A 12790-nucleotide genomic window follows, 5' to 3' on the forward strand; every position below is an offset into this window, starting at 1 on the left:
AATGTCGAACGCTCAGACAGCGATCGACGTCAGCGGTGGCGGCGTGCCGGCGGCGGCGGCTTCGATATCGACGGAATTGGCTCCGTTCGAGCGCACCGTCACCGCATTGGATGCGAGCTGCACGCCGGCGGCCTTGCAGGCGGCCAGCAGCCGCGTCATCGCTTCGCGCTTCAGGATGCCCGGATTGCCGGGCAGGCAGGTAAACTTGAAGCGCACGATCATCGCCGTTTCGGTGATGTCCTGGATACCCTGCATCTTCAGCGGAATGAGGAACTGCGGCCCGAATTCCGGATCCTCCAGCATGCCCAGCCCCACCTTCTTGGCGGCACGGCGGATGATCTCGGCATCGCTGTCGCGCTCGAAGCGGAGCTGGAACTTGATCGTTCCCCAGTCGCGGCTGAAATTGGTGACGGAGCTGATCTGCCCGAAGGGAATGGTGTGGATGGGTCCGTTGTGATGGCGCAGCCGCACGGAGCGCACGGTGATCTGCTCCACGGTCCCCTGCAGCTTGCCCGTATCGATGTACTCGCCAATCCGGAAGGCATCGTCAACAATAAAGAAGATGCCGGAAACGACGTCCTTCACCAACGCCTGAGACCCGAACGAAAGCGCAAGCCCGAGCACTCCGAACCCGGCCAGCAGCGGCGCCACGTTGATGCCAAGCGAACTGAGCACGATCAGCGAGCCGACCGCGAGAACCGCACCGAGAACGAGGTTGCGGATCACCGGCAGCGCCGTCGTCAGACGGCTTGTCTGCTTCTTGTCCGCTTGCTCGTCTTCCTGGCCGGGCAGCATCACGGTCTGCGGTGGGGCGATCGTCTCGGCGTATTTCCACACCAGCGTGTAGACGGCCCAGCTTGCGACCACGGCAAAGCTCAGCCGCTCCAGCCAGAGGATCCAGCCGGTTGCGATGTCGCCGCCGCTGGTCATCAGCGGCCACCAGAGCGCGGTGATCAGGTGCAGGCCGCCGATCCACATAGCGCCCGAGCAAACCACACGAAGGCTGGCGAGTACAGAAGACCACAGGCCCGCCCCGTGGGTGGTTTCCCAGTGCCGCGCGAACTCGTCCACCACGTGGTGGGCACCGAGTGCGAACACCGGCAGGAGCAGCAGGATGACCTGAGTCGAGCCGGCTGCGAAGCTCCAGCGCGCACTGTCCGGCGAGCCGATGATGACCGACCCGAAGAACCAGATGAAGATGGCCGAAACGACATAGAAATCCGGAAGCAGGTTGCCGATGACGCGCCGGACGGGGCCCGGGCTTGAGCCCTTGAACGCAGCGCGGATGCCGGCGCGGCCGCCCCAGAACCAGGTTAGCTTGAGCAGCGTCAGCAGGGTGCCGCCGATCAGGAACCACCCGTCGAGCGAGGCCCGGTCCAGGCCTAGCCAGTTCCACAGCCGCATGGTCTCACCAAACAGGGCGGTGATCACCCCATAGGCGGTGAGCATATGGAAATGCCATTGCGGATTGCTGATCGCGAACAGTGTTTCGCCGCTCTCATCGGGCCGAAACAGGAACCGTCCCTCCGCCATGTAGACAAGCAGGATCAGGGTGAAGGCAATGGCGGCCTGGCAGACCTGGAAGGCAGCCGTGGTATCCGCGAGCATCGTCAGCAGGACCCACCGGGCGACACCGAGAAAAATCGCGATCGACAGCAGATCGCCGACCAGGCGCTTGAAGAAGCGGCGGAACTTGCCGGCGATGTGACGGGCCCGCAAATGGCTGTGTCGCAGCAACTGCGCAAACAGGAGCCGCACGCTGAGCGCCGCGGCGCCGCCCGCCAAAAGCGAAAGCAGCGCCACCATCGCGATCCGGCCGTTCGCAATGCCCTCGGCATCCAGATGCGTGGTCGTCATGCCCACCATGGTGGACAGGGCCTGCAGCCCCGCAATCGCCGTCGTGAAACCGTGGGACGAGGCATCCGAGAACCGTTCCCAGCTGGCCATGCCCATGTTGGCCGCTTCCATTTCCGGCGTCATCTGCATCGTGTCGGCACTGGTTGCGGTGGCAGTGCCAGAGGTCGTGTCCGATGCGGAGGTCGCGGGGTGTGCAGCGGCGCCGGTGGTTGTGGTCGCGGTCTCCACCTGCACCGTCAGCGGTCGGCCCGTGCGGGCCGCAAGATCCAGCACCTGCTGCACGTCGGCAGCGGTCTGACCGGGCTTGAGGACGACGGTCAGCGGCGCGTCTTGCGACCACATCGGAGATGCGGTCAGGAGAAGGCCGAGAAAGGCTGCTGCGGCAGCTCGGCAGAACGGCATCAGCGTCTCCATCGGCCAAGCGGCCCTTGCCCGTCCGCGCCGCGCGTGGCGCCTGACGTCCTTTTGCAACCCCTGCAGGCTCGCAGGCAGGTTCCCATCATATGGCGAAGATCGTCGTTCCGCCAGCCGCCCGCCGATGGATGCTGGATCCTAGATTCGAGGCAGATAGGTCTGGTAGTCGAAGTCGCTGACGGTCCGCAGGAAGGTGATCGCCTCCTTGCGCTTCGTGTCGCCGAAGAGCGTCTGGTATCGCTTTCCGAACACGTCCTGGATGAAAGGCGAGGCAGCAAAATCCTCGACCGCGGTCAGGAAATCATGGGTGAGGCGTTTGGCGTCAGCTGGGGGTTTCTGGCCGGGCTCCGTTGCCGGACCGGGATCGAGATCCGCTTCGAGCCCTAGGAGCATGCCGCCGAGAATGGCGGTCAGCAGCAGGTATGGATTGGCGTCGGCACCGGCGACGCGGTGCTCGATGCGGGCGGCAGGACCGTTCGCGTCCGGAATGCGGACTGCCGTTCCGCGATGGCCGAAGCCCCAGTCGATATCGACGGGCGCAAACGAATCGGGCTGAAAACGCCTGTAGGAATTTGCATAGGGCGCGAAAACCAGCTGCGCATCACGCATTGTGTTGAGCATGCCGGCGGTGACGGATCGAAGTTTTGCAGGATCGCCGCCCTTAGCGTCGAGAATGTTGTTGCCGTCGGAATCGATGATGCTGGCATGCACATGCAGGCCGGAACCGGCATGATCCGAATAGGGCTTTGCCATGCAGGTGGATTTCAATCCGTGCTTTCTAGCTGCCTGTTCGACGATGCGTTTCAGGCAGATGCAGTCGTCGGCCGCCGCCAATGCATCCGCCCGGTGCAGAAGATTGATCTCGAACTGGCCGGGCCCGAATTCGGCCGTTGTCGCATCCGCCGGCAGGTCCTGAGCATGCGCCCATGTGCGCACTGTCTGCAGGAAACCGTCGAGCGCATCTACTGCGCCCATGTCGTAGAGCTGGAAACCGTTCGGCTCGCCGCGATAGGCAAGTTTTGCCGGCGGCCGCGGACGTCCGGTTTCGCGCCAGTCATCTTCGACCACATAGAATTCGAGCTCGGTCGCCACGACCGGCGTAAGCCCAAGCTTCGAAAAGCGCTCAAGCACACCGGCCAGAATCGCGCGCGGATCCATGAAGCTCGGCTGCCCGTCCATCTCGTGCATGGTCGCAAGCACCTGCTTCGAGCCCGACGGGCCCCAGGGCATCGGCGCGAGCGTCCGGCGATCGGGAATGCAGAGCCCATCGGGATCGCCGATCGAGATCGAAAGCCCGGTCAGCTCGTCATTGTCGCAGCCCCAGATATCGAGCGACTGGGTGGAGGAGGGCAGCCGCACCGTCCCGTCCCAGATCTTCTTTTCGGCCGTCATCGGAATGCGTTTGCCGCGCAGGTCGCCGTTCATGCCGACCAGCATGATTTCGATATGGGGCTCGGCTGCGGTCTCGGTCATGAAGCATCATCTCGATGGTTGCGCTGCCTCGTTGGTAGCCGATAAGAATTGGTCGCACAATCTGAGCCGCGTCTAAGCCCTGAGGGAAACCGCATGAACGAGAAGCCGACGATCTCCAATCTCGCCGCGATCGATGCCGCCCACCACATTCATCCGTTTTCGGACATGAAAGAGCTGAACGCCAAGGGCACCCGCATCATCGAGCGGGCCGAGGGGCGCCATATCTGGGATTCGACCGGCAAGAAGTATCTCGACGGCTTTGCGGGCCTCTGGTGCGTCAACGTCGGCTATGGCCGAAAGTCCATCGCGGACGCTGCCTACCATCAGATGCAGGAATTGCCCTATTACAACAGCTTCTTCGGCACCACGACGCCGCCCGCCATTCTGCTTGCCCAGAAGATCGCGTCGCATGCGGGGCCGCATATGAACCGCGTGTTCTTCACCAATTCCGGATCAGAGGCCACCGACACCTGGTTCCGCATGGCCCGCGTCTACTGGAAGGCGCTCGGCATGCCGGAAAAGACGCTCGTGATCGCGCGGCGCAACGGCTACCACGGTTCGACCGTCGCCGGCGCCTCGCTCGGCGGCATGAAGCTGATGCACGAACAGGGCAACCTGCCGATCGACGGCATCCACCATATCGGCCAGCCCTACTGGTATGCTGAGGGTGGCGATCTTTCGCCGGAGGAATTCGGCCTGCAAGCAGCGCGCGAGCTTGAAGCCAAGATTGATGAACTGGGCGAAGACAAGGTTGCCGCCTTCGTTGCCGAGCCGATCCAGGGCGCCGGCGGCGTGATCATTCCGCCGGATACCTACTGGCCGGAGATCTCGCGCATCTGCAAGGTGCGCAACATTCTGCTCGTGTCCGATGAAGTCATCTGCGGCTTCGGCCGCCTTGGCTCCTGGTTCGGCTACCAGCATTACGGCTTTGAGCCCGATCTCGCGCCGATCGCGAAAGGCCTGTCCTCCGGCTATCTTCCGATCGGCGGCGTGCTGGTCTCCGACCGGGTCGCGGATGTGATGGTGAACGAGGTCGGCGACTTCTTCCACGGCTACACCTATTCGGGCCATCCGGTGGCAGCAGCAGCCGCGCTCGAAAACCTGCGGATCATCGAAGACGAAGGTCTGGTCGAACGGATCCGCGACGATATCGGACCCTATTTTGCGGAAAAGTGGAAAAGCCTTGAGGCGCACCCGGTCGTCGGGCAGGCCGATTGCGTTGGGTTGATCGGCGGCCTTCAGCTTGCAGCCGACAAGGCGACCCGGCGGCGCTATGCCAAAGCCGACGATATCGGGTCGCTTGTGCGCAACCACTGCCTCGAAAACGGGCTGATCATGCGCGCCACGGCAGACCGCATGCTGGCATCGCCGGCCTTCACCATCACCCGCGGGGAAGTCGACGAAATGGTCGGAACGCTGTCAAAGGCTCTGGATCACCTCGCAGAAACCGTGACGGAATAGGGTCAGTCCGGGAGATCGACAACTGCCATGGCGAATGGGTACTGGTCGCCTTCGTGTCCCCAGGAGTAGGGAAAGCGCAGGATGACCGGGGTAGCCGAAAGCCCTTCTAGCCCCTGCGTCTTCAAATAGCGGCCAAAGACGGTTTGAAACCCGTCCGGCATTGTGCCATCCGAGCGGCGCCAGACAAAGACTGCCTTGCGATAGGCTGAGACTGCCGTGGTCACCATGCCGGCCGGCTGGTGCGAGACGACAACGGTCGTATCGGGCAGGTTGAAACGCATATTTCCTGCCAGATGCCCATCGGCGGCAATGATCAGCACCGGGCGCGGGTCGGAACCGTCGCTTGCGAGTTCCGGCTCGATCTGCTTCGCCAACTTGTCGAAGGGAATGTTGACGTAACCGTAGTTGCGCGTGAAGGGGTCGATCGCCACTCTTCCAAACAGGATCAGGGGAACAATCACCATGATCGCCGCAGCAGTCACCCAGAGGCGCTTGAGCGGCATCGATATGTCGATCCCGGCTGCGTCGATCTTCAGCGTCAGGTAAAGCGGCAGAATCAATAGCAGCGGCGTGAGCCAGCGGTCGCGCACGTCATCCACGCCGCCGAACAGGACCATGCCCAAAAGGACGGCCATCACGAATGCCAGGATGCGACCGGCAAGCCGGCTCCAGTCGTCGTCGGCCCTCATGACCGTCGAAAGCTTTTCACGCAGCGAGATGGCGAACACCGCTGCGGTGAGGGCCATGAACCCGGTCGATGACAGGAGCAGAGATCGCAGTCCGCGGGAGATCGCTGCGAGCGTACCGGCGTCAGCGCTGATGAGTTTGTCCACCGACCGGCTGCTGGCCGCCTCTAAATTGTCGAGCAGCCAGACAGCGTGCGGGGCAACGACAAGCAGCGCCACCAGACCGCTCAAAAGGATGCGCCAGTCCAGCACCCGGTCTCGAAACCGGCTTTCCATCAGCACTGCAAGCATCGCGCAGAGCGGAAGAAGGACAAAGTTGTACTTGGTCATTCCCCCAATTCCCGTGGCGAGCCCGAACAGAAGGAACGAGGCAAGCGTCGGAACGGATAAAAGCCTGAACAGCGCAAACAGGAAGAGCGAACTGCCGAAGATCGCCGCCACGGTGTGGCTGAGGTCCCGTTGCGCCTCGAACGAGACCTGCGGGATGGTCAAAAGACCGAGCACCGCCACCACTGCGAGGCGCCTGTCCTTCAAGACCTGTCGGGCAGCGAGGAAATAGAAGCCGTAAGCGCCGAACAGAAGCAGGTTCTTCAGTCCCGACAAGGTCGGCATCGACATGCCAAAGAGATGAACCGCGAGGTATTGCAGCCAGTTGTAGATCGGCGGCTGGGTGCCGTATCCGGCCAGCAGCCATTGCGACAGATAGGCCTGTTCGCCTTCGTCAAGCTCCAGCGCATGCGGCAGAACCAGACGCACCCCAATATTCACCAGAAAATAGACCGCCAGGACCGTGAAAAACGTGCGGCCGCGGGAAAGCCGGTCCGCGGAGACCCTGACAGTGGAGAAATGTGAACCCTCAAGGCTATGCAAAAGGTTTTCTCCAGGTCCGCCGGTGACGAAGACTGAATAATTCAGGCGCGATTATCTGTCAGGCGTATCATGCCGTGCCCGCAGATCAAGCGGCAAGCCAGCGTGCCGGCGGCCCTTTCGACGTGTTTTCTCAGAATATCGCTGAGTCTGTCACGGCTGCGGCGTAGCGTTACTCGAATCGCCACCCTCATGCACTGCCCTGACGATATAGGAGAGGGACGCACCGTCACGGTAGTAGATGCGGGCGATCATTTCGGCGAGGATGCCGGTGGTGATCATCTGCACCGAGGACAGGAACAGCATCACGCCGATCATGAAGAGCGGACGCGTACCGATATCGTTGCCCAGAATGAACTTGTCGATGAACAGGTAAAACAGGATCAGCGCCGAAAGCGCACCGAGGCCAAGGCCGAGCGATCCAAAGAAATGCCCCGGCCGCGCCTTGAAGCGCATGAAGAACATCACCGACAGAAGATCGAGAATGACGCGGAAGGTGCGCGAGATCCCGTATTTCGAAACGCCGTGCTGGCGGGCGTGATGGGTGACAGGCATTTCGCCGATCCGCGAGCTCGGCACGACGCCCGCAACCCAGGCCGGGATAAAGCGGTGCATCTCGCCCATCAACTGGACCTGCTTGATGACAGCCGAGCGATAGATCTTCAGCGAGCAGCCGTAGTCATGCAGGCGGACGCCGGTGATGCGCCCGATCAGCCGGTTGGCGATAAAGGAAGGCACCTTGCGCAGGAACAGCCCATCCTGGCGGTTCTTGCGCCAGCCGACCAGGAGGTCGAGTTCGCGTCGCTCGAGTTCGGCGACCATCGAAGGAATGTCTTTGGGGTCGTTCTGCAGGTCGCCGTCGAGCGTCGCGATCAGCCGGCCGCGTGCTTCCGTAATGCCGGCCTGCATGGCGGCCGTCTGGCCGAAATTGCGCTGCAGCTCGATGATCCGCAGGATGAGACCCGAACGCGACAGCGAAAGCTTCGCATTGGCGATCGTCGCGTCGGTGCTTCCGTCGTCGACCAGGATCAGTTCCCATGCCGAGGTATAGGTGGCCATGGCGGCGCAGATCCGCTCGATCAGCGGACCAACGCTTTCCTCTTCGTTGAAGAGCGGCACGACGAGGGAGAGTTCGACCGGTGAAACGGTGCCGATCGTACCATCAAGCGTGCCATCGATCGTACCGGCCGCCGAACTTGCTGTTGTACGCACCTTGTGTTTCTCCTAGAAACTCGGGAAACCTCGGGCGTGACGGTCCGCCGGCATGGCGGCCGCAGTCTCTGCGCCTTGGTCTTAATGCTTGACCCGAAACCTCGTATTGGGCCCCCTGATATATGAAGAATTCTCCGGTTTCCAGCCGCAGACCGTGGATAATTCGCCACGCCATGACGCTTGGCACAGTTGCGATCGTGGCCCTCTACGCCACCTTCATCCACTATGTCTGGGGTTGGGGCAGGGTCGTTTCATTATGGAGCGCGGCCGGGTGGGGAACGGCTGCTTTAGCGCTCTCGTTATTGCTTGCGACCTATGTGCTGCGCACCTGGCGGATCTACGATTATTTCCCCCGCGAAACCGGTAGTCGTTTCGGCACGTTGCTGCGGCTCGTGCAGGTTCATAACCTTCTCAACATCATGCTGCCCTTTCGCTCGGGCGAGGCAAGCTTTCCACTCCTGATGCGCCGCGAGTTCGGTGTGTCGCTGACCCGCGCAACGGCAGCGCTTCTCGTCATGCGGCTGTTCGATCTGCACGCCCTGTTGGCCGCTGCCGGCGTCGGGCTCGTGCTGCAGACGGGTGGTACGACGGGTGCAATCTGGGCGTGGGCGTTGTGGGCCGCGTTTCTCATCCTGCCGGCGCTAGCCTTTGCCTTGCGCGGCCATGCCTTCAAGTTCGCGGAAAAGCTGCTGCCGGCGAAGGGGAAGACGCTGCTCGACGAGATCAAGGCCGGACTGCCGCTTGATGCAAACGCCTTTGCTCGGGCCTGGGGCGCGACGCTGGTCAACTGGTTCACCAAGATCGCGGTTCTTGCCTGGGTCCTCGGCCTGCTCGGCGGGCTCTCGGTCGGCCCGGGTTTCGGCGGCGCGCTCGGTGGTGAATTGTCCTCGGTACTGCCCGTCCACGCACCCGCCGGCGTCGGCACCTATCCCGCCGGCATTACCGCCGGCGCGCTAGCCTTCGGAGCGGATGCGGGTGGGATGGCATTGGAGGAACTCGGCAAGGCTGCGGTCAACACCCACATCCTCGTCATCGTCTCGTCACTCGTCGGCACCGCATTGTCGCTTTTGGCGGCACGGCCGAAGAGGGGGGATTGATCAGGCGAAAGACGAAAGAGGAACAGCCAGCTTCCTTACCGCCCGATCGGTACTCTGACCCAGCTTGCGCACAAGGCTTTCATCGGCCGTCACGAATTGCAGCCCTTCACGTTGGGCAAGGGCCAGATACAGGCAATCGTAGGCGGGATGGTCTATCCGCGCGGCAAGCTCTATGGCCGCCAGCCAGATCGGCAGCATCTCCCGAAGCTGGAGATCCGATCCCTCGATCATCAGAGCGGCAAACCTTGCCTCCGGCAGTGACAACTCCCGGCGCCGCACCTTTTTCCAGAAAATGTTGGCGCACTCCGCCAGGATGAGATCGGGCGCCGCCAACTCGTGTCGGTTCAAAAGGGTCATCGCCTGCGGTGTGCCGGGTTCTTCGACGACCCATTTGACGACAACGCTCGCATCGACCACGTAAAGGGTCATCGCTCGTTGCGCCCCTCGCGCTGCAGCACTTCCGATAGTGTGTGGTCACGGTCTGCCGTCAGCCTGCGGAATTCTTCCGCCAGCGTCTCGAATGTCGGACGGCTGTGGCGGGGCCCGTCCCATCCCGTGCCCTCCAGCGCGTTCAGGGCACGCTGCCTCCGCTCACCTTCCACGAAGTGGCGAAGCACGTCCTCGACGGTTGCCGTTTCGGGCAGGCCGATGATTTCCTTCGCCTCAATCAGTAGGTCATCATTGACTGTCGATGTCGCGCGCATTGCAACCTCCATGCACGCAGGAGTGTATACGCGATTTAACCCGCTGTCACTGGAAAGCCGTCTCGTAAAAGCTCCGCAGCTTGCGCGAATGCAGCGTCTCAGTGGGCATCGCCGCCAGTTTCTGCACGGCACGGATGCCGATCTGCAGATGCTGGCTGACCTGGGTCCGGTAGAACGCCGTCGCCATGCCGGGCAGCTTCAGTTCGCCATGCAGCGGCCGGTCGGAGACGCAGAGCAGCGTTCCATAGGGCACACGGAACCGGAAGCCGTTTGCGGCAATCGTTGCCGATTCCATGTCGAGCGCGATCGCTCTCGACTGCGAAAGCCGCTTTACCGGCCCGCGCTGGTCGCGCAATTCCCAGTTGCGGTTGTCAATCGTCGCCACTGTGCCGGTGCGCATGATCCGCTTCAGCTCGAAACCCTCGTAACCGGTCACTTCCTCGACGGCGCTTTCCAGCGCCTGCTGCACTTCGGCAAGCGCCGGGATCGGGATCCAGACGGGCAGGTCGTCATCGAGCACATGGTCTTCGCGAACATAGGCGTGGGCAAGCACGTAATCACCAAGGCGCTGGCTGTTGCGAAGGCCCGCGCAGTGTCCCACCATCAGCCACGCATGCGGACGCAGCACGGCGACATGGTCGGTGATCGTCTTGGCGTTGGAAGGCCCGACGCCGATATTCACGAGAGTAATGCCGGAATGATCGCCCTTCTTGAGGTGATAGGCCGGCATCTGCGGCATCCGGATCGTGCCCGGGTTCTCCGGCCGGTCGTTGCCGGCGGTGGTGAGGATGTTGCCCGGCTCCACGAACTCCGTATACCCGTCGCCACCTTCCGCCATCAGCTTGCGCGCCCAGGCGGCGAATTCGTCGATGTAGAACTGGTAGTTCGTGAACAGCACGTAATTCTGGAAATGCTCTGCCCCGGTCGCGGTATAATGGCTGAGCCTTGCCAGCGAATAATCGATGCGCTGCGCGGTGAACGGCGCAAGCGGCGCAGGCTCGCCGAACGGGGCCTCGTATTCGCCATTGGCGATAAGATCGTCCGTATTGTTGAGATCCGGCGTGTCGAACAGGTCGCGCATCGGGATGTCGGCCATCGCGTTGCTGACGGAAGACTCGATATGCGCGCCTTCGCCGAATGCGAAATGCAGCGGGATCGGTGTCGTCGATTCCGACACGATCACGGGAACGCCGTGGTTGCGAATGAGCAGATCGAGCTGCTCGATCAGGTAATGGCGAAACAGTTTCGGCCGGGTCACCGTTGTCGTGTAGACGCCGGGGGACGTCACGTGGCCATAGGAGAGACGCGAATCCGCATGGCCGAACGACGTGGTCTCGATCATCACCTGCGGATAGCAGGCGCGGTATCGACCGGTCACGGCCGCACCCTTCGCAAGTGCGCCGAAGGCATCGATCAGGAAGGACGTGTTGCGCTCGTAAAGCGCTGTCAGCGCATCGACGGCTGCTTCCGCATTGTCGAAAGCCTGCGCCGCGACAGGGCTCGGGCTGATGAAAGCAAGGGCGGGGAGTGAAGAGATTCGTGTGTTCATGCGCTATTATAATGGGAAGTTTTCGACAATCAAACGACAGCTGACGGGGATAATAGCCTGATCTCATCCCCAATCGCCGGCGAGACCTGCACTGCTATCCCGGCCCACCCGTTACAGAGGTGACTGCCGGGATCGCAAACGCTGCCGCCTGCTATCGCGACGATAGCGTCAGAGGCGCGTCCAGGTCTGCGACTTGCAGAGGATCTTCATCACGCAGCCCTTCATCTTGAGCGAATTGCCGCTGACCGAGCCGGAGCCGCTATAGGTCTTGTCCGCCTCGGGATCGGTGATCTCACCGGTATAGTCGCCGCCCTTGGGCGAAAGCTTGCCAATCTGCCGTCCCGCATGCTTGCCGGTTTTCAGCGTCACGCAGAAGGCGCCGCCGCATTTGCCGATCTCGGCCGTCTCGCCGCTCGCGGTCTTCCAGTTCCCCTCGATCGCTTCTGCCGCATGGCTGGTGCCAGCAATGCCGAATACGGCAAGCGAAACGGCGGCTGCAAGTATCGATATGCGTTTCATGATGGTTTTCCCTCCCGGAGCCGGCGCTTCCGCACCGGTCATATGTCTGAGCGTTCGCACCTCCTCGCGCGAACAGCGGAAAATCTAGCTTACGCACACGTAAAGGTAAATATCCTGAGCCTGCGCATGGGGCGGAATATCAGCCGATATCTGCCGCCGTTTTTGCCGAGCGACGCGCGTTTATTTCGACGCGATGAAAACGCGACCCGAATTCGTGGTGAAGAAAGGGTTGAAATCCAGATCTGAATTTTTCGTAAAAATGTCCGCAAAACCCTTAATAGCCAAGGGCCGCGATGTTTAACAAAAAACCAAGTTTACCAAGCGTTTGCACTTTGTTTTCAGCAAATTAATCATGCTTTTTAGGCGCTTTTTGCAAGCTTTGGCCGATACTCAAATCATCAAAGAGCGGCAAAAACCGCCACCCGGAAGGGCCGATAACAAGCTGCACAAGACAGCGACGGTCCCGACGGAAAACAGGGCAGACGACAAGAACAACGTTCTCGAAACAGGGATACGAACCGATGGCACGCTTTGAAATGAATGCTTCCGAAATGGCCACCATGGGTGGCGAGGCTCGCGCAGACGTTCTCTGCGACATGGGTCTGATGTATGCGACCGGTCGGGGTTGCCCGGTCGATCTGGTCTCTGCCCACAAGTGGCTGAACATTGCCGCGATCAAGGGCTGCGACCGCGCCGCCGAACTGCGCGCCGATCTGGCTGCGACGATGACCAAGATGCAGCTGGCAGAAGCGCTGCGCGCAGCCCGCGAATGGATGACCATCCACTAACGCGCAAGCGCATATTTCATTCATGCGACCGGCCCAGAAGAAGGCCGGCGATTAAGAACAAGGGCCTACCAGAGAGAAAACGGGATGGAGACGCGGCGCGAACCGGAGCTGTTCCCGGCAACAAACCGCAGCCGCTGAAGATCAAAAGACCGCGACCGGCAGA

General features: G+C 61.7%; 11 protein-coding genes. 3 read left to right on the forward strand and 8 right to left on the reverse strand.

Going from position 1 to position 12790, the window contains the following annotated elements; translation table 11 throughout:
- Positions 1–12: 12 nt before the first annotated feature.
- Entirely contained in the window at positions 13–2259 is a 2247-nt protein-coding gene (locus G6K99_RS05035) for a mechanosensitive ion channel family protein (RefSeq protein WP_174195888.1), read from the reverse strand.
- Positions 2260–2409: 150 nt separating this feature from the next.
- Complete coding sequence (locus G6K99_RS05040; protein ID WP_174195889.1) at positions 2410–3744, reverse strand: glutamine synthetase family protein; 1335 nt, start codon at positions 3742–3744, stop codon at positions 2410–2412.
- A gap of 93 nt (positions 3745–3837) precedes the next feature.
- On the opposite strand from G6K99_RS05040, the gene G6K99_RS05045 reads away from it, so the two are divergent.
- On the forward strand, positions 3838–5205 hold the full coding sequence (locus G6K99_RS05045; RefSeq protein ID WP_174195890.1) for an aspartate aminotransferase family protein: 1368 nt from the start codon (positions 3838–3840) through the stop codon (positions 5203–5205).
- A 2-nt stretch (positions 5206–5207) separates the two neighbouring features.
- Here the strand turns inward: G6K99_RS05045 and G6K99_RS05050 are convergent, their stop codons facing one another.
- A complete protein-coding gene (locus G6K99_RS05050) occupies positions 5208–6761 on the reverse strand; it encodes a glycosyltransferase family 39 protein (RefSeq protein WP_174195891.1) in 1554 nt (517 codons plus the stop codon).
- Between the two features lie 150 nt (positions 6762–6911).
- Entirely contained in the window at positions 6912–7937 is a 1026-nt protein-coding gene (locus G6K99_RS05055; RefSeq protein ID WP_174196055.1) for a glycosyltransferase, read from the reverse strand.
- A gap of 155 nt (positions 7938–8092) precedes the next feature.
- Here G6K99_RS05055 and G6K99_RS05060 point away from each other — a divergent pair, with 155 nt between their 5' ends.
- The gene (locus G6K99_RS05060) at positions 8093–9067 is read left to right on the forward strand and encodes a lysylphosphatidylglycerol synthase domain-containing protein (RefSeq protein WP_174195892.1); all 975 of its coding nucleotides are present in this window, start codon (positions 8093–8095) and stop codon (positions 9065–9067) included.
- On the opposite strand, the gene G6K99_RS05065 is transcribed toward G6K99_RS05060, so the two are convergent.
- From G6K99_RS05065 to G6K99_RS05080, 4 genes are all read right to left on the reverse strand, one after another.
- Positions 9068–9496, reverse strand: coding sequence for a type II toxin-antitoxin system VapC family toxin (locus tag G6K99_RS05065; protein WP_062453409.1), 429 nt, complete (start codon positions 9494–9496; stop codon positions 9068–9070). It lies immediately after the preceding gene.
- Positions 9493–9771: a hypothetical protein gene (locus G6K99_RS05070; protein WP_062453408.1), complete on the reverse strand. Its 279-nt coding sequence runs from the start codon at positions 9769–9771 to the stop codon at positions 9493–9495. Before G6K99_RS05070 ends, G6K99_RS05065 begins: the two co-directional genes overlap by 4 nt.
- 46 nt (positions 9772–9817) lie before the next feature.
- Positions 9818–11320 carry an AMP nucleosidase gene (gene amn, locus G6K99_RS05075; protein ID WP_062453407.1) on the reverse strand — a complete coding sequence of 501 codons (1503 nt, stop codon included), beginning with the start codon at positions 11318–11320 and terminating at the stop codon, positions 9818–9820.
- A gap of 168 nt (positions 11321–11488) precedes the next feature.
- The gene (locus G6K99_RS05080; RefSeq protein WP_174195893.1) at positions 11489–11839 is read right to left on the reverse strand and encodes a DUF2147 domain-containing protein; all 351 of its coding nucleotides are present in this window, start codon (positions 11837–11839) and stop codon (positions 11489–11491) included.
- Between the two features lie 521 nt (positions 11840–12360).
- Here G6K99_RS05080 and G6K99_RS05085 point away from each other — a divergent pair.
- Positions 12361–12627 (forward strand): sel1 repeat family protein, encoded by a 267-nt coding sequence (locus G6K99_RS05085; RefSeq protein ID WP_062579770.1) that lies wholly within the window; start codon positions 12361–12363, stop codon positions 12625–12627.
- Positions 12628–12790 lie beyond the last annotated feature (163 nt).

This window comes from Neorhizobium sp. AL 9.2.2 (assembly GCF_013317225.1).
GTDB lineage: Bacteria > Pseudomonadota > Alphaproteobacteria > Rhizobiales > Rhizobiaceae > Neorhizobium > Neorhizobium soli.

Coding starts and splice junctions, on each gene's coding strand:
- G6K99_RS05035 (WP_174195888.1), bottom strand. CDS start 2,259: ATGCCGTTCTGCCGAGCTGCCGCAGCAGCCTTTCTCGGCCTTCTCCTG.
- G6K99_RS05085 (WP_062579770.1), top strand. CDS start 12,361: ATGGCACGCTTTGAAATGAATGCTTCCGAAATGGCCACCATGGGTGGC.
- G6K99_RS05060 (WP_174195892.1), top strand. CDS start 8,093: ATGAAGAATTCTCCGGTTTCCAGCCGCAGACCGTGGATAATTCGCCAC.
- G6K99_RS05070 (WP_062453408.1), bottom strand. CDS start 9,771: ATGCGCGCGACATCGACAGTCAATGATGACCTACTGATTGAGGCGAAG.
- G6K99_RS05040 (WP_174195889.1), bottom strand. CDS start 3,744: ATGACCGAGACCGCAGCCGAGCCCCATATCGAAATCATGCTGGTCGGC.
- G6K99_RS05045 (WP_174195890.1), top strand. CDS start 3,838: ATGAACGAGAAGCCGACGATCTCCAATCTCGCCGCGATCGATGCCGCC.
- G6K99_RS05080 (WP_174195893.1), bottom strand. CDS start 11,839: ATGAAACGCATATCGATACTTGCAGCCGCCGTTTCGCTTGCCGTATTC.
- G6K99_RS05065 (WP_062453409.1), bottom strand. CDS start 9,496: ATGACCCTTTACGTGGTCGATGCGAGCGTTGTCGTCAAATGGGTCGTC.
- amn (WP_062453407.1), bottom strand. CDS start 11,320: ATGAACACACGAATCTCTTCACTCCCCGCCCTTGCTTTCATCAGCCCG.